Source organism: Methylosinus sporium, assembly GCF_003113265.1.
GTDB classification, from domain to species: Bacteria; Pseudomonadota; Alphaproteobacteria; order Rhizobiales; family Beijerinckiaceae; genus Methylosinus; species Methylosinus sporium.
In genome coordinates this window covers 183419-198996 of sequence record NZ_PUIV01000004.1, presented here as the reverse complement: position 1 = coordinate 198996, position 15578 = coordinate 183419, and the positions used below count along the sequence as shown (strand labels likewise).

Annotated in this window: 12 protein-coding genes and 1 tRNA gene; 6 read left to right on the top strand and 7 right to left on the bottom strand. The window is 65.4% G+C overall.

Translation table 11 applies throughout. The features are described from left to right. Both C5689_RS05020 and C5689_RS05015 read right to left on the bottom strand, forming a co-directional pair. Positions 1 to 1277: mannose-1-phosphate guanylyltransferase/mannose-6-phosphate isomerase (locus C5689_RS05020; RefSeq protein WP_108916164.1), on the bottom strand; the 1277-nt coding region annotated here is incomplete at its 3' end. 220 nt (positions 1278 to 1497) lie between these two features. Next, the gene (locus C5689_RS05015) at positions 1498 to 4725 is read right to left on the bottom strand and encodes a helicase-related protein (RefSeq protein ID WP_108916186.1); all 3228 of its coding nucleotides are present in this window, start codon (positions 4723 to 4725) and stop codon (positions 1498 to 1500) included. A gap of 477 nt (positions 4726 to 5202) precedes the next feature. Here C5689_RS05015 and C5689_RS05010 point away from each other — a divergent pair, with 477 nt between their 5' ends. The 4 genes from C5689_RS05010 (at position 5203) to C5689_RS04995 (ending at position 10522) form a co-directional block, all read left to right on the top strand. Continuing rightward, positions 5203 to 5631 carry a GtrA family protein gene (locus tag C5689_RS05010; RefSeq protein WP_108916163.1) on the top strand — a complete coding sequence of 143 codons (429 nt, stop codon included), beginning with the start codon at positions 5203 to 5205 and terminating at the stop codon, positions 5629 to 5631. Beyond that, positions 5628 to 6566: a glycosyltransferase family 2 protein gene (locus tag C5689_RS05005; protein WP_108916162.1), complete on the top strand. Its 939-nt coding sequence runs from the start codon at positions 5628 to 5630 to the stop codon at positions 6564 to 6566. Before C5689_RS05010 ends, C5689_RS05005 begins: the two co-directional genes overlap by 4 nt. Before the next feature lie 6 nt (positions 6567 to 6572). Beyond that, entirely contained in the window at positions 6573 to 8099 is a 1527-nt protein-coding gene (locus tag C5689_RS05000; protein ID WP_108916161.1) for a hypothetical protein, read from the top strand. A 107-nt stretch (positions 8100 to 8206) separates the two neighbouring features. Then, a complete protein-coding gene (locus C5689_RS04995) occupies positions 8207 to 10522 on the top strand; it encodes a Tex family protein (RefSeq protein ID WP_108916160.1) in 2316 nt (771 codons plus the stop codon). A gap of 16 nt (positions 10523 to 10538) precedes the next feature. Here C5689_RS04995 and C5689_RS04990 read toward each other — a convergent pair. Continuing rightward, a tRNA-Gly gene (locus tag C5689_RS04990) sits at positions 10539 to 10612 on the bottom strand. A 241-nt stretch (positions 10613 to 10853) separates the two neighbouring features. On the opposite strand from C5689_RS04990, the gene C5689_RS04985 reads away from it, so the two are divergent. Further along, complete coding sequence (locus C5689_RS04985) at positions 10854 to 11219, top strand: TIGR02300 family protein (RefSeq protein WP_108916159.1); 366 nt, start codon at positions 10854 to 10856, stop codon at positions 11217 to 11219. A 60-nt stretch (positions 11220 to 11279) separates the two neighbouring features. Here C5689_RS04985 and C5689_RS04980 read toward each other — a convergent pair whose 3' ends face one another. From C5689_RS04980 to C5689_RS04965, 4 genes are all read right to left on the bottom strand, one after another. Beyond that, complete coding sequence (locus tag C5689_RS04980) at positions 11280 to 12317, bottom strand: cytochrome-c peroxidase (protein ID WP_108916158.1); 1038 nt, start codon at positions 12315 to 12317, stop codon at positions 11280 to 11282. Between the two features lie 106 nt (positions 12318 to 12423). Then, a complete protein-coding gene (locus C5689_RS04975) occupies positions 12424 to 13863 on the bottom strand; it encodes a PepSY-associated TM helix domain-containing protein (protein WP_108916157.1) in 1440 nt (479 codons plus the stop codon). A 370-nt stretch (positions 13864 to 14233) separates the two neighbouring features. After that, complete coding sequence (pqqA, locus tag C5689_RS19070; protein WP_099831855.1) at positions 14234 to 14311, bottom strand: pyrroloquinoline quinone precursor peptide PqqA; 78 nt, start codon at positions 14309 to 14311, stop codon at positions 14234 to 14236. Between the two features lie 285 nt (positions 14312 to 14596). Continuing rightward, complete coding sequence (locus tag C5689_RS04965) at positions 14597 to 14992, bottom strand: ester cyclase (RefSeq protein WP_158271759.1); 396 nt, start codon at positions 14990 to 14992, stop codon at positions 14597 to 14599. Positions 14993 to 15075: 83 nt separating this feature from the next. Here C5689_RS04965 and C5689_RS04960 point away from each other — a divergent pair, with 83 nt between their 5' ends. After that, a complete protein-coding gene (locus tag C5689_RS04960; RefSeq protein WP_108916155.1) occupies positions 15076 to 15558 on the top strand; it encodes a MarR family winged helix-turn-helix transcriptional regulator in 483 nt (160 codons plus the stop codon). Positions 15559 to 15578 lie beyond the last annotated feature (20 nt).

Here is a 15578-nt window from a genome sequence, read left to right as displayed (position 1 = left end):
AGATAGACCGACTCGTTCTCATGCACGAGCAAGGTCTCCTGATCGCGGCCCACTTCCGCCGTGCCCTTCACCACGATCCAATGCTCGGCGCGGTGAAAATGCTTTTGCAGCGACAGCCGCGCGCCGGGCTTCACCACAATGCGCTTCACCTGATGCCGATCGCCCGAATCGACCGATTGATAAAAGCCCCAGGGGCGGAAGATGCGCTTGTGCTCGCCGGCCTCGCGGCGATTCTCGCTCTTCAATTGATCGACGAGCTGCTTGACATTGTCGCCATGCTCGTGACCCAGCACCAGCACGGCGTCCTGCGTCGTCACCACCACGACGTCGTCGACGCCGACGACGGTGGTCAGCATCTCGTCCGAGCGCACATGCACATTGCGCGAATCGCGCACGACGCCATTGCCGCGCACCGAATTGCCCTGCGCGTCGCGCTCGGTCAGCTCCCATACGGCGCGCCAATTGCCGACGTCCGACCAGCCGATGTCGGCCTCGATCACCGCGGCCTTGCGCGTCTTCTCCATCACGGCGTAATCGATGGAGGTCTTCGGCGCGCGCGCGAAAGCTTCGGCGTCCAGCACCAGAAAATCGAGATCGCGGCGGCCGGCGTCGATCGCTTTTTCGGCGGCCTCGGAAATCGCCGGCTCGAAATGCGCGATCTCTTCCTGCATCACATCGGCGCGGAAGATGAAATTGCCGCTGTTCCACAAATAGCCGGCGTCCATATAGCGCTGCGCGGTCTCGCGATCGGGCTTTTCGACGAAGGCTTCGAGCTCGGCGACGTCGCCGGCGATGCGCTCGCCGGGGCGAATATAGCCATAGCCGGTGGCCGGATTGTCGGGCTTAACGCCGAGCGTGACGATGAGGCCGTCGGCGGCGGCCGCCGCGGCCTTTTTGCACAGAGCGACGAGGCCCTGCGGATCGCGCACGACATGATCGGCGGCGAGCACGACGACGATCTGCTGCGGCGAGCGGCGCGCGGCGATTCCGGCGGCGACGGCGACGGCGGCGGCCGAATCGCGGCGCATGGGCTCGAGCACGATATCGGCGGCGGCGCCGATCGCGGCGAGCTGATCGGTGACGAGAAAGCGATAATCGGCGTTGGAAATGACGACCGGCCTGTCGAAAGCCTCGTCCGCCAGCGTGGCTATGGTGGTCTGGAAGGTCGAGCGCTCGCCGACGAGCGGAATGAATTGTTTCGGGAGAGTTTCCCGCGATTCGGGCCATACGCGCGTGCCCGCCCCGCCACACATGATGACCGGCAGTATCTTCGTCATGTCTCGCCTTTCGGTGGAAGGCCTTCGTCCAACGCCGCGCAGCTCGCGAGACGGCGGCTACGGACAAAATCTCGCCCGAGGCCCGATAGCGCCGGCGCTCCAAAGCTCAGGTCAGCAATAGGCCGAACGCCCCGGATTTGACAAGCCGACGCAAGGCTCCGAGTCGCCCGGCGGCCGCTTCGGCGCAAATCCGACATCGCCAGTCATTTGAGGCGAAATTTCAGCTCTTGCCCTTTTTTTCGAGCTCGGCCTTGAGCGCCAACAGTTTGGCGAAGGGCGAGTCGGGGTCGGGAAGCCGCTCCTTTTCCCGCCGTTCCGGCGCGGAATAGCCGCCATTGCCACGGCGGCGGTCGTCTCGCGGCGGCCGGTCCCCACGCGGATTATCGCCGCGCGGATGATCTCCGCGAGGCTTGCCGCTGGAACGAAAGCCGCTCTCCTTGCGGGCGTCCGGGCGCGGCCGGTGCTCGGCCTGCGCGCCCTCGCCCGGTTCCGAACGACGGCCGCCGGCTTGGGCAGGCCGCGGGCCGCGGGGGCGCTCGCCGGCGGGTCGCGCTGGGCGGCCGCCCTCTTCCTGCCCCGGGGCGCCGCCGGGACGTCGGCGCGGCGCCTGCGGAACATGGCGCTGCAAGGTCCAAACCTCGATCGGCGCCGGCTCGGTCGAAACCGGCTCGGCGGCGGCAGGCTCGACAATCGCAGGCTCGGCGCCGACAGGCTCCGTGGCTTCCGCCTCGGCGCTCGCCGCCGCGGCCTCCGCCTCGGGCGCCGCGGCCTCTGGCTCTTGTGCCGCGGCCTCCTCCGGCTCTTGCGGTGCGGCGGCTTCCGCGGCCGGCTCTTCGGCGACGGGCGCGGGCTCTTCCTGCGGCGGCAGGACGATGGCGTCCGCCTCGGCCGCTTCGCTCTCCTCGGCGGCGGCCAGAACCGGCGCGAGCGGCTCGGTCGCCGCCTTGGCCAGCAGAGGCACGGTGATCGCCGGTCCCTGACGCTCGGCCGATTGATAGCCGAGCGAGCGCAATATGGAGGCGAAGGCCTCGCCCGCGCAGCCGGTGAGCGAGGTCATCGCCACTGTGACGACGAAACCCTCGCCATCGGCGGCGCCGGGCGGCGGATCGCCGGCCGTCACGCCGGGACGATAGGCGCTCGCCGGGCGGATGAGATCGGCGAGCCGCTCCAATATATCGACGCGCACAACGCGCTCGCCGCAGACGCGAAAGCCCGCGGCGCGATAGAAGCCCTTGGAGATCGCCGGATCGGCGGCGAAGGAGGTGCGGCCGGAGGCGGCGAGATGCGGCACCTCCTCGAGGCCCTTGAGATTGTCGAGCCCGCCGTGCTTCAAGCCCCACAGCAGGGCGGCGAGCGAGCGCGGCGCCGGCTTCAACAGCTGCGGCAGATAGAGGTGATAGGCGCCGAAGCGCACGCCCTTCTTGCGCAGGGCGGCGCGGTCCTCCTGGGAGAGCGTCTTGATATCGCGCGCGACGCGGCTGCGCTCCAACACGCCGAGCTCCTCGGCCAGCTGAAAGGCAACGCCGCGGGAAACGCCCTCGAGCCCCTCGCCCTTTTCCAGCTCCTCCAGCGCGCCGAGCAGCTTCTTTATATGCTGGGCCAGCCACAGATCGAGGCGCTGCTGCACTTTCTCCAGCGCCGCGCCCGTCAATTGCTCGTCGGCGAGCAGGCGAACCACCGGGGTCAGCACGGCGGCGCCGGGCGCGATCTTGCCGACAGGCTCGCCGAGCCAGCGAATGGTCCCGTCATTGCCGAGCAGAAAAGCGTCGTCCACCGCGTCGAAGACGCGGGCGGCGCGCGCCTCTATCTCGCCGGCGAGGGCCTTTTGCGCGGCGGCGTTCAGCGCCTTCGCCGCTTCGCCCGTCGCCTGCGGATCGGCGGTGAAACGAAATCCCTGCAACTGTCCGACATGCTGACCTTCGACCATAACGTCGCCGGCAGTAGTGATTTCGGCTTCGAGCATCGCGTTCTCTCTCAGGCGGCGCATCAGCACGCTGGTGCGGCGATCGACGAAACGCTGCGTGAGGCGTTCGTGCAGCGCGTCGGACAGACTGTCCTCTACCTGACGCGCGACGCTCTGCCAATGCTCTGGATTCTCGAGCCAGCCGGAACGATTGGCGATAAAGGTCCAGGTCCGCACCTGGGCGAGCCGTGCGGACAGTGTGTGAATGTCGCCGTCGATGCGGTCCACGGCGGCGATTTGCTTTGCGAACCAATCGCCTGGGATCAATCCGCGGCGCACCACAAAGCCATGGACGGCGAGCGCCAGCTCCGCATGGGCGGCCGGCGAGGTCTTGCGATAATCTGGAATCTGGCACACATCCCAGAGTCTCATAATATCTGCAATTGTTTTCGTGTTGCGCTGCACAGTCTCGTCGCGCGCGGCGACCTCGAGCACCATCTGATCCTCGGCGGTCCGCGCCCGCAGCAGGCATTCGTCGGGGGAGGCGCGCTCCAGCGAGGCGATCAGCGCCTCGATCGAATCGAAATCGAGATCGCCATTGCGCCATTGCAGCGCGACCAGCGGATCGAACCAATGATTCTCCAGCGCCTCGACCGTCTGCTCGTCGAAGGGCGGACAGCGGCCGGTGCTGCCGAAGGTCCCGTCATTCATATTGCGGCCCGCGCGGCCGGCGATCTGCCCCATTTCCGCCGCCGTCAATCGGCGATGGCGCCAGCCGTCGAATTTGCGGTCGGCGGCGAAGGCGATGTGGTCGACATCGAGATTGAGGCCCATGCCGATGGCGTCGGTGGCGATGATGTAATCGACGTCGCCATTCTGAAACAGATCGACCTGGGCGTTGCGCGTGCGCGGCGACAGCGCGCCCAGCACCACCGCCGCGCCGCCGCGCTGACGCTTGATCCATTCGGCGATGGCGTAGACATCCTCGGCCGAGAAGGCGACGATGGCGCTGCGCGGCGGCAGCCGCGCGAGCTTGCGCTCGCCGGCGAAGGCGAGATGCGACAGCCGCGGCCGCGTGAAGATGGGAACGCCCGGCAGCAGCCGCTCAATCAAGGAGCGCATGGTTTCCGCGCCGATCAGCAGCGTCTCCACACGGCCGCGCCAATGCAGCAGGCGATCGGTGAAGACATGGCCGCGGTCGAGGTCGGCGGCGAGCTGAATTTCGTCCACGGCGACGAAATCCACGTCGAGATCGCGCGGCATGGCCTCGACGGTCGAGATCCAATAGCTGGGCGCGCGCGGCTTGATCTTCTCCTCGCCGGTGACGAGCGCGACATTCTCCGTCCCCACCCGCTCGGCGACGCGCGTGTAGACCTCTCGCGCCAGGAGACGCAGCGGCAGGCCGATCATGCCCGTCGGAAAGGAGAGCATTCGCTCTATGGCGTGGTGAGTCTTGCCGGTGTTGGTCGGCCCCAGAACCGCGGAGACGCCGGCGGTCGACGGTCGCACGCCCGGCTTCTTGTTGCGATTCTCGGCGGTGAGCATCGGGCTCATGGCTCCGCGTTATATTTCACCTGCCGGCCCGCGTCACCTGAGCGCCGGCCGGCGGGCAGTCTCGGATCGTTCGGCGTCGCCCGAGTGTCGGGAATGACGCCAAGAGCCATCGAGCGCGTCCGCGCCCCGAATCGATAGCCGCGATCGTTCCGAATTGATACGCTGAAGATGCCGCTATTTTACGTTTCGAACAGGGGCCGAACGAATCGCGGCCGAATCGCTGACTCTCTGCGAATCACGCTCTGTTCTCTCGAGATATGGGCCCTTTCGCGCGTCGCAAACACTATGGCTGCCAAATCTCGCTTTTTGCAGCATATGCGGCCGGCCGGTCGTCGCAGGCGCGAGGCGGACTCTGTCGCGCTCTCTTGTCAATATTCGAATCGCGGCGCCGATAGCGTAAGCCGAGCGTTAACCTTTCGTAAGCCATGATTCGCCGCGGCAGCGACGCCGAGCGAACGGACCAGCGAATTGACCGAGAACAAGCGTGACTTCCGGCTGAGCGCGGCGGCGCTCGCTCTCGCGCCGAGCCCAAGGGCGCTGCGATTCTTCGTCGTCGGCCTGCTGAACACGGCTTTCGGCTATGCGATCTTCTATTTCGTCTGGCGCGCCACGCTCGACTCGATCGTCGCGGCCGGCGTCTCCACCGCGCTCGGCGCGCTGTTCAACTTTCTCTCGATCGGCCGCCTCGTCTTCGGCTCCAGCGATTCGCGCTTTCTCGGCCGCTTCATCGCCGTCTATGCCGCGCTCTTCATCGTCGACGCGCTCGCCCTGCGCGCGCTCGAGCATTTTGGCGCAGATGCGGCCCTTGCTCAGGCGGCGCTGACGCCCGTGCTCGCGACGCTCTCCTATCTGCTCAATCGCGACTTCGTCTTCCGCGCCGGAGGCGGCGGCGCATGAAGACCATCTCCATCGTCACGCCCTGCTATAATGAAGAGCTCAATATTCGCGAATGCCATGCGCGCGTCGCGGCGCTCTTCGCCGGCGAGCTGAAGGAGTATCGCCGCGAGCATGTGTTCTGCGACAACGCCTCCAAGGATCGCAGCGCCGAAATTCTGCGCGAGATCGCCGCGGCGGACCCTTGCGTGAAGGTGATTTTCAACGCCCGCAATTTCGGGCCGATGCGCTCCAATTTCAACGGCGTGATGGCGGCGGGCGGCGACGCCGTCCTGCTGTTCCTGCCCGCCGATCTGCAAGACCCGCCCGAGCTGCTGCCGCAATTCGTGCAGCTCTGGGAGGCGGGAAACGAGATCGTCTATGGCGTTCGAAAAATTCGCGAGGAGGGCGCCGTCATGCGCATGGCGCGCGGCCTCTATTACCGAATGCTCACCGGCCTCTCCGAATTCACGCTGCCGCCCGGCGTCGGCGATTTTCAGCTCGTCGATCGCAAGGTCGTCGAGGCCATGCGCCAAATCGACGACTCCTATCCTTTCATGCGCATGATGACCTTCGAATGCGGCTTCACCGCCGTCGGCGTTCCCTATCGCTGGGTCGAGCGCCGCCGCGGCGTCACCTCCAACAATCTGCCGCGCCTCGTCGACCAGGGCCTCAATGGGCTCGTCACCTTCACGCCGGCGCCTTTGCGCCTGCTGCTGTTTCTCGGTTTCGGCATAGCGGCGCTCGCGCTCGCTTACGCTTTCGTCAGCCTCGCGCTGGGGTTGATCTTCTTTCGCCAGCTGGCGCCGCCCGGCGTGATGACGATCATCGTCGCCGTCTTCTTCTTCGGCGGCGTGCAGCTTTTTTCCATAGGCGTGCTCGCCGAATATATTCTCGCCATTCATTCACAGGTGCGGCGCAAGCCCGTCGTGTTCGAGCGCGAGCGCCTCAACTTTTGAGCCGACATGACCACGACGACTCTGCAAGCGAAAGACGAAGCCCCCGCGCGAGCGGCGCCGCGCGCGCCTTTGCGCAATCTGCTGCTCTTGCAGCTCGGCGTTCTCGTCTTCCTCCTCTCTAACGCCGCGCTCGCCTTCGGCTTTCGCGCCGCCGCGTCCATTCTCGTCGGCTGCGCGCATGGCGCCTTTCTGCTCTTCTCCTTTCGGCCGAAGCAGAACAGCCTGCTCGCCGCGCCGATCGACGCCAAAACCCTCGCCGCCTGTCTCGCGCTCGCCGTCGCTCTGCTGCTGCTAGGCGGCGAGACGCATCGCTTCTACGCCAATCTCGATTGGCTGGTGCGCGACGCCGTTCTCTCCGATTTGACGCGCGAAGGCTTTCCGCTCTTCTATCGCTATGATGGGCAGGATTATCTGCTGCGCGCGCCGCTCGGCATGTATCTCCTCCCCGCCATGATCGGACGTTACGCCGGGCTCGCCGGCGCGCATATCGCCATGCTGGCGCAAAATGCGCTGCTGCTGGGCGTTTGCCTCTATGTCGTCGTGAAGCTCGCGGGCGTGCGCGCGGCGCCCTTTCTCGCGCTGTTCATCCTGTTCAGCGGCCTCGACATCGCGCCGCAGCTTCTACGAAACGGGCTCGATCTGTCGGACCATCTCGAATGGTGGAATTCGTCGATCCAATATTCCTCGCATGTCACGCAACTATTCTGGGTGCCCAATCATGCGCTGCCGGGCTGGTGGGCGGCTCTGCTGCTGCTGCTGCTGGCGCGCGGCGAGATCGATCTTTCCATCGTCGCCATTCTCTTCGCAGCGTCGCTGCTGTGGTCGCCGCTCGCCGCCGTGGGCGCCGCGCCGCTCATCGGCTTTTGCGCGCTGCGTCTCGGACCTGCGCTCTTCTCGTCGCGCAACATAGCGGCGGTCATGGCGGGCCTCGCTTTTCTGCCGGTCGCGCTCTATCTGACGATCGACGCGGAATCGGTCAAGCACGGCTGGCTCGTGGCGCTTCCGGGATTCGCGCTGCTCTATCCCGCCTTCATTCTCGTCGAGATTCCGCATGTGGCGATCCTCGTCGCCGCGCGCGACGCAATCGCGAAAAGCGATCGCGCATTGATCGGCGCGGCGGTCGTCGTTCTGCTGGCGCTGCCCTTCTATTATTTCGGCCCCAACAATGATCTCGCGATGCGCGCCTCCGTGCCAGCGCTCTTCGTGCTGGCCTTCGCTTTCGTCCGCATCGCCGTAGCGACGCCGCGCGACGGCGGAATTCTCGCCAGCGCAATATCGATCATCGTGATCGTCTCCGCGACCACGCCTGGGATGGAGATCAAACGCGCGCTGGTCGCGCCGGCCTTCGCAATATCGGATTGCGACCTGCTCACCGGCTGGCGCAAGACCGATCCGCAAAATTTTCCGACCAATTATCTCGCGCGCCTCGAAAAGGTTCCGGCCTGGCTCGGCGCGGCGACGAACGCGCGGCTCGAGATCGAACAGCGAAGCTGCTGGCCGGACCATCCGCATCTCCCCGATTCGCGCAAATGAATCGAAGGGGATGTCCACAGAATTTCGCCGTCGATATTTCGCTTTTGACTTGGCGCGCCGCCGAACGCTAGAAACGCGGTCCCATCAACCGACGGCAAGGATTGCGCATGGCGTCGATCGTCGAACGAATCAGCACGGAGCTCTCCGCAAAACCCTGGCAGGTGGAGGCGGCCGTCGCTCTGCTCGATCAAGGTTCGACAGTGCCCTTCATCGCGCGCTATCGCAAAGAGGCGACCGGCCAGCTCGACGACACGCAATTGCGCCATCTCGACGAGCGCCTGCGCTATTTGCGCGAGCTCGAGGATCGCCGCAAAGCCATTCTCGATTCGATCGAAGCGCAGGGAAAGCTCGACGACGCGCTGCGCGCCACGATCATGGACGCCGATAATAAAGCGCGGCTCGAGGATATTTATCTTCCCTATAAGCCCAAGCGCCGCACCAAGGCGCAGATCGCGATCGAGGCCGGCCTGGCGCCGCTCGCCGAAGCTCTGCTCGGCCATCCCGAGCGCGAGCCGAAGACGCAGGCCGAGCCTTTCGTGAACGCCGAGAAGAATGTCGCCGATGCGACCGCGGCGCTCGAGGGCGCGCGCGCTATTCTCGTCGAGAGATTCGCAGAAGACGCCGATCTCATCGGCCGCCTGCGCGAGACCTTCTGGACGCAGGGCCTGATGAAATCGAAACTGCGCGCGGGCAAGGAGACGGCGGGCGCGAAATTCTCCGATTATTTCGATTTCTCCGAGCCGCTGGTAAAGCTTCCCTCGCATCGTATATTGGCGATGTTCCGCGGCGAGAAGGAGGAGATGCTCGATCTCGAAATGCTCCCCGAGCCGAGCGAAGGCGCCGTCGGCTATGAGGGCCAGATCGCGCAGCGTTTCGCCATCGCCGATCGCAGCCGTCCGGGCGATCGCTGGCTGCTCGACACTGTTCGCTGGGCCTGGCGCACCAAGATCGAATTGCATCTTTCCGTCGATCTGCGCACGCGTCTGTGGCGCTTCGCGGAAGATGAAGCCATTCGCGTCTTCGCCGCCAATTTGCGCGATCTTCTGCTCGCCGCGCCCGCCGGCGCGCGCGCGACGCTCGGCCTCGATCCGGGCTTTCGCACCGGCGTGAAAGTCGCCGTCATCGACAAGACCGGCAAGATCGTCGCGACGACGGCCATTTATCCGCACGAGCCGCAGCGCCGCTGGGACGAATCCCTCTCCATTCTCGCCAAGCTCGCGCGCGAGCACGCGATAGAACTCATCGCCATCGGCAATGGCACGGCCTCGCGCGAGACCGACAAGCTCGCCGGCGAATTGATCTCCAAATTCCCGGAGCTGAAGCTCACCAAAATCGTCGTCTCGGAGGCGGGCGCGTCCGTCTATTCCGCGTCGGAATACGCCGCGCGCGAATTGCCCGATCTCGATGTGACGCTACGCGGAGCCGCCTCCATCGCGCGCCGCCTGCAAGACCCGCTCGCCGAGCTGGTGAAGATCGAGCCGAAAGCCATCGGCGTCGGCCAATATCAGCACGATGTTTCCGAGGTGAAGCTCTCCCACTCGCTCGACGCCGTCGTCGAGGATTGCGTGAACGCCGTCGGCGTCGACGTCAACACCGCCTCCGCGCCGCTGCTGGCGCGCGTGTCGGGCGTCGGCGAATTGCTGGCCTCCAATATCGTCGCGCATCGCGACGCCAATGGTCCTTTCCGCACGCGCGAAAGCTTGAAGAAAGTGCCGCGTCTCGGGCCGAAGGCCTTCGAGCAGAGCGCGGGCTTTCTGCGCATCGTCGACGGCGACGATCCGCTCGATCGTTCCGGCGTGCATCCGGAGGCCTATCCGGTGGTGCGGCGCATCATCGCGGCGGCCAAGACCGACATAAAGCAGCTCATCGGCAATGCGACGGAGCTGCGCAAGCTGAACCCTAAGCAATTCGTCGACGAGAGTTTCGGCCTGCCGACCGTCACCGACATTTTCGCCGAGCTGGAAAAGCCCGGCCGCGATCCGCGCCCGGCGTTCAAGACCGCGACCTTCCAGGAGGGCGTGGAGAAGATTTCGGACCTGAAGCCCGGCATGATTCTCGAGGGCGTCGTCACCAATGTCGCGGCCTTCGGCGCCTTTGTGGATATTGGCGTGCATCAGGACGGGCTCGTCCACATCTCCGCAATGTCCAAGACCTTCATCAAGGACCCGCGGCAGGCGGCCAAGCCCGGCGATATCGTCAAGGTGAAGGTGCTGGAGATCGACGCGCCGCGCAAGCGCATCTCGCTCACCATGCGGCTCGACGACACGCCCGATCAGCGCCAGGCGCCGTCGGGCGGTCAGCGCCGCGAGGCCGGCGGCCCGAGCCCGCGCCAGATGCGTCAGCCGGAGCCGCAAAAGGGCGCAGGCGCGCTGGGCGAGGCGCTGCTGGCGGCGATGCGCACGCCGCAGAAGAATGGGCGATGAGCTGCGGAGCAAAAGCTGGAGCGGGTGAAGGGAATCGAACCCTCGTATTCAGCTTGGAAGGCTGCTGCTCTACCATTGAGCTACACCCGCGACGGAGCAGATATGCCAAGTCGCGCCGCGCTTGGCAATGGCCCTCGAGCGGCCGGCGCGGCGCAAAATACATGGTTTTCGGCGATTCGCCGTGCAAACCAGGGCTTTTCGGCGCGAGCCGCTTGACAGGCTCGCGTTCCATTTCTCATTTGACAGCCGGGCAAGGGCAAACTAACCGAGCGCCCGACCAAAGTTCCCCACGGGCGGTCCCACGCCGCTCTATCTCGAGGATGCAAGGACCGTGGCCAAACCCGAACTCGGCGCCAAGCGCCAATGTCAGTCTTGTGGCGTCAAATTCTTCGATCTGAACAAGGACCCCGTCGTCTGCCCGAAGTGCGGAGCGATTTTCCATGTCGTGACGTCGCGAATCGCCGCGCGCCATGCCGATCCCGATGAGGCGGCCGAGGGCGAGAAGGACGCCGAGATCGTTTCTCTCGACGAGGTCGAGGCCAGCGAGAACAAGGCCGAGGCGATCGACGTGGACGAGGATGTCGAAATCGACGATGCGGCCGAGGAGGACGACACCTTCCTCGAGAATGAGGAAGAGGAAGACGACGACGTCGCCGGCCTCATCGACGGCGACATCGACACGGACGAAGAAGGCTGAGAACCAAAAAGGCGGCCCCGAAATTCGGGGCCGCCGCTTTTTTTGAGGGCTTTCGTATCGTTATTTTTTCGCCGCGTCGTCCGGGAAGGGCGTGAGCGCGGAATAATGCGCCGGCACGGGCTGCGTCAGCGCGCCGAGGAAGGCCGTGATCGCCTCCACATCCTTGTCGGTAAGATCGGCGCCCAATTGGACCTTGGCCATCACGCGCACGGTCTTGGGCAGTTCGGCGACGGAGCCATCGTGGAAATAGGGGCCGGTCTTGGCGACATTGCGCAGGCTCGGAACCTTGAAGACATAGAGATCGGCGTCACTCTTGGTCACATCGGCGCGGCCCTTGTCCGGGTCCTTGGAGCCGGTCTCCTTCCAATAATCCTCGACGACGCCGAATTTGGCGAATTTGTCTCCGCCTATGCCGACGCCGTCGTGACAGCCGACGCAGCCGATATCGATGAATTTGCGCAATCCCGCCTGCTCGGCCGGGGTCAGCGCCTTGGCGTCGCCATTCAGAAAGGCGTCGAAGCGCGTCGGCTGCGGCAGCGTGCGTTCATAGACGCCGAGCGCCTTGCCCCAGTTTTTCTGCGTCACCGGATCGGCCTCGCCGGGGAAGGCCTTGGCGAAGGCCTCCGTATAGCCGGGGATGGATTTCAGCTTGGCGATCACGGTCGCGAAATCGGGATTGCCGAAGCTCACCGCGCCGGTCGGCGATTTTTCGGCCTGCTCCTCGATCGTCTCGCGATCGCCGCGCCAATGCGCCTTGAATTGCAGCGCTGCGTTGAAGATCGTCGGCGCATTGCGCGGGTTGATCTTGCCGAACACGCCGAAGGATTTGGGCAATCCGTCCGAGCCCTGCTTGTCGGGAAGATGGCAGTGCGAGCAGCTCACATTGCCGTCGGCGGAAACTCTGGTCTCGAAGAACAGCCGTCGGCCGAGCTCGGCCTGATCCGTTTTGGCGCTCGGCGCGGCCGGCAGAGGCGCGAAAATGCGCTTGGCGTCGGAAAGGAGCGCGGCGTCGGCGCCGGCCGCGACAGCGTTCGCGGCGAGGCACAATCCCGCAGCCGCAAATCCGACCAGCGCGGAAATTTTTATGGTGGAAGTCATGATGGTCCGCCGTTTCTCGTAGTCGGAGCTGGGGCTCCGGCGGGCGCATCCTGTATCGATTTATGAGAGCCGGCAAGCCCGGCTCTCATAAAATCATACTTCGCAGCTAGGGTTGGCGCGCGGCGCCGATCGGGCGCAATCCGAGCCAGCGGCTCGCGCCCGGAAAAGCGCGGCGGATGACCGTTTCCGCCGCGAGCACGGCGAGGAGAGACAGGCCGAGCGTCGGCAGGAAGAGGCCGAGGGCGAGGATGAGGCTCAGCATGAAAGGGGCGAGGCGCGGCTCGGGCGAGAAGGCCGGCGGCGCGCCCAGGGCGCCGCGCGGGCGCCGCCGCCACCATAAAACGACGGAAGAGACCACGAGCAGCAGATAGGCGACGACAGTCAGCAAGCCGAGCAGCTGATTGAGCCAGCCGAACAGCTGCCCCTCATGCGCGGCGACGCCGATTCCGAAGATGCGGTCGATGAGCGGAGACGTGGCGAAGCCCGTCTCGCGCAATTGCTCGAAGCTCGCCGGGTCGAATTCGATCGTCCTGCGCAGCGGGCGGTTCTGCGTTCGCGATTGGACCTTCCAAGCGGCGCCCTCCGGTCCTGGCGGCGAGATCATCACCGGCTCGGCGAGGCCGAGCCCGGCCGCGATCGGCGCGATTCGATCGAAACCGACGCGCGTCGCCGCGTCGCCGGCGGCGGCGTGATGCGCATGGTGCTCCGCATGTTCGCTCGGCGCGGGCGCGGCTTGCTGGAACTGCTCCTTGCGCTGCTCCCGCGCGTCTGCGGGCCCCGTCGTCCAATCGGGATGGACGAGCATCGTCTCGCCGATATTGCGCACATAGCGGAAGCTCTCGCCCCAGACCAATGTCCAGGGCAGCGCCGTGACGAGCAGGAACAGAGCGAAAAACGACACCCACAGGCCGGTGACGGCGTGGAGGTCGCGCCAGAAAATTCGGCCGCCCTCGGCGAGGCGTGGATAGGCGACGCCGGCCAGACCTTTCGCGTCGCGCGGCCACCAGAGATAGAGGCCGCTGACGATCATGATGATGGCCCAGGCGCCGGCGAGCTCCAGCAGCACATGGCCGGGCGTCCCCAGCAGCAGATCGCCGTGAATGGCGGAGGCGAGCTGCGAGGGGCGATATTTGTCGTCCTGAATGGCGAGAATTTCCAGCGTGTCGGGACGCACCAGCACGCGCTGGATCGCGAAATCTTCGGAGCCGCGGCGCCCGGTCATGAAGGTCACACGGGCGGCGTCGGCCGGATCGGCGCGCAGCTCGAGCGCGGTCAGCCGCGCGTCGGGCAGAGCGGCCTGCGCCGCCGCCACTTGCGCGTCGAGCGATTGCGGCGCGCCATTCAGCGCCATATGGTCGTAGGGCCGGTCGAGCCAGGCGTCGATTTGCGGCTTGAAGAGATAGACCGCGCCGCTGAGCGACAGCACGACGACGAAGGGCAGGCAGAACAGTCCCGCATAGAAATGCCAGCGCCAGATGGTGCGATAGGCTGCCGAGCGGACGGACGCATCCTGCGATCCGACGAGATTGCGGACGATCATATTCATATGTGGCCTCCTCGACGACGCCGGCGCCCGCCGCGGGCCGGTCGTGTCTTTTCTCACTTCGATGCGATGGCGCGATGAAAAGCTCGGCCGTCTCACTGCGAGCGTAACGCCGGCGGCGTGCGATTGTCGAGATCGCGCATGAGGAGAGGTCGCGTGCGAAGAGGTCGCATGCGTCGCGCGAGAGGCGCCGACGCGAGCGTTCGCGCATTATGGCGTAGGGCGGGAGCGTGCAGCGCCCGACCGCCTCAGGCGATGGCGCACCAAAAAATTACGAGCCGGTAAGAAGGTCGCCTCCGTTAGGAGAGCGGTCTTCCTACCGGCTCGCTGAATTCGGCCGCTTCACGAGAGAAGCGGCGAGCACGAAATCCGTTCAGATTTCGGCGGATTCGTAGCTGGTGATTTCCATGCCGACGCAGACTTCGACGATCACCGGGGCGGTCCAGGCCATGTTCATCTCCTCCGTTCGAAGAAATCGCCCTTTCGAGGCGAATGTCTCATCCCGCTTCTCGCTGCTTTGCGCTTGGCCGCATGAGCCGGCAGGTTTGAGCTAGGCGATTGACTAGCATGAAGCTCTGCCCCACGCAATTCGGCAATTTGAGACGGCGTGTCGTCAAATCTTCCCGACGTCGCCGCAACCTATGGAAGTTTCGAGAGGAAGGTCGTTCGCCGCGGCGGCCCGGCGCGGCTGCGATCGGGCAATCCTCCCATATGAGGCTGGCGGCGGCGGGCGCGGTCAAAGCGTCACCGCTCCGATCTGCTGCAAGACGCCCAATCGATCGACCTGCAGCCATGCTCGGGAGAGCTTGCCGCCGGCGGCGTGATAGATGGCGATCCCCTCTTGAACGACGGTTTTGCCGGAAGGAGCGACGCCGGCCAGCGGCCCGAGCTGCGCCGCCTGAAAACGCCATCGCAAGCACACTTTTTCGTCGGCCGCGAACAAATCCTCGATCTCGAATCGGAGGTCGGGAAACGCAGAGACGATGCGCTCGATCGTCCGCCGGAAGCCCTCGGGGCCGCTTTCGCCATTCGCGCCGATGAATTCCGCGGCGAGATATTCGGCAAGCCGGTCGAGCTGGCGTTTATTCAGACAATCCTCATACAGGCCTTCGACGAGCTCCGCCGGAGTCATGGCGCTCTCCATTGACAACATACTGTCTTTTTGCATTTTGACAGTATATTGTCAATATCCAGGCTGTTCAGGGAGGATCGATCATGCCGACTTCACGCGGCGAAGCCCTGAGCGGGCTCGTATGGGAGATATTGCTGACCGCGGGCCGCCTGACGGAGTTCGGCAATAGGCTCACCGCGCCCTTTGGCCTGACCGCCGCCCGTTGGCAGGTCATGGGCGTCATCGTCCACCGAGCGGCGACCATAGCGGAAATCGGCCGCCGCCTGTCGCAGAGCCGGCAGGGCGTCCAGCGTTTGGGCGACGAGCTGGCGCGGGAGGGTTTTGCGCTCTACAGCCCCAATCCGAAGCACGCGCGCGCCAAGCTGCTCGGCCCTACGCCGCAGGGCGCGGCGGCGTATCGAGAGGTGATGAAACTGCAAGCCGAGTGGATGGACGCTCTATCGGCGAAAATGCAGGTCGAGAACATTGCCGCGGCGCGGGCGCTGCTCGCGACGCTCGCGTCCGGGCTGGAAGAAGGCCGAACGCAACACGCAGCGCAAGGGCGCGAGCGCGCGTCGGACGGCTGATGGTTCGATGTCGGCGCTTC

What these genes read in the sequence shown, in the direction of transcription:
- C5689_RS05015 (WP_108916186.1), bottom strand. Translation starts at nt 4,725, where the DNA reads ATGCTCACCGCCGAGAATCGCAACAAGAAGCCGGGCGTGCGACCGTCG.
- C5689_RS05005 (WP_108916162.1), top strand. Translation starts at nt 5,628, where the DNA reads ATGAAGACCATCTCCATCGTCACGCCCTGCTATAATGAAGAGCTCAAT.
- C5689_RS05000 (WP_108916161.1), top strand. Translation starts at nt 6,573, where the DNA reads ATGACCACGACGACTCTGCAAGCGAAAGACGAAGCCCCCGCGCGAGCG.
- C5689_RS04995 (WP_108916160.1), top strand. Translation starts at nt 8,207, where the DNA reads ATGGCGTCGATCGTCGAACGAATCAGCACGGAGCTCTCCGCAAAACCC.
- C5689_RS04980 (WP_108916158.1), bottom strand. Translation starts at nt 12,317, where the DNA reads ATGACTTCCACCATAAAAATTTCCGCGCTGGTCGGATTTGCGGCTGCG.
- C5689_RS04975 (WP_108916157.1), bottom strand. Translation starts at nt 13,863, where the DNA reads ATGAATATGATCGTCCGCAATCTCGTCGGATCGCAGGATGCGTCCGTC.
- pqqA (WP_099831855.1), bottom strand. Translation starts at nt 14,311, where the DNA reads ATGGCCTGGACCGCCCCGGTGATCGTCGAAGTCTGCGTCGGCATGGAA.
- C5689_RS04965 (WP_158271759.1), bottom strand. Translation starts at nt 14,992, where the DNA reads ATGACTCCGGCGGAGCTCGTCGAAGGCCTGTATGAGGATTGTCTGAAT.
- C5689_RS04960 (WP_108916155.1), top strand. Translation starts at nt 15,076, where the DNA reads ATGCCGACTTCACGCGGCGAAGCCCTGAGCGGGCTCGTATGGGAGATA.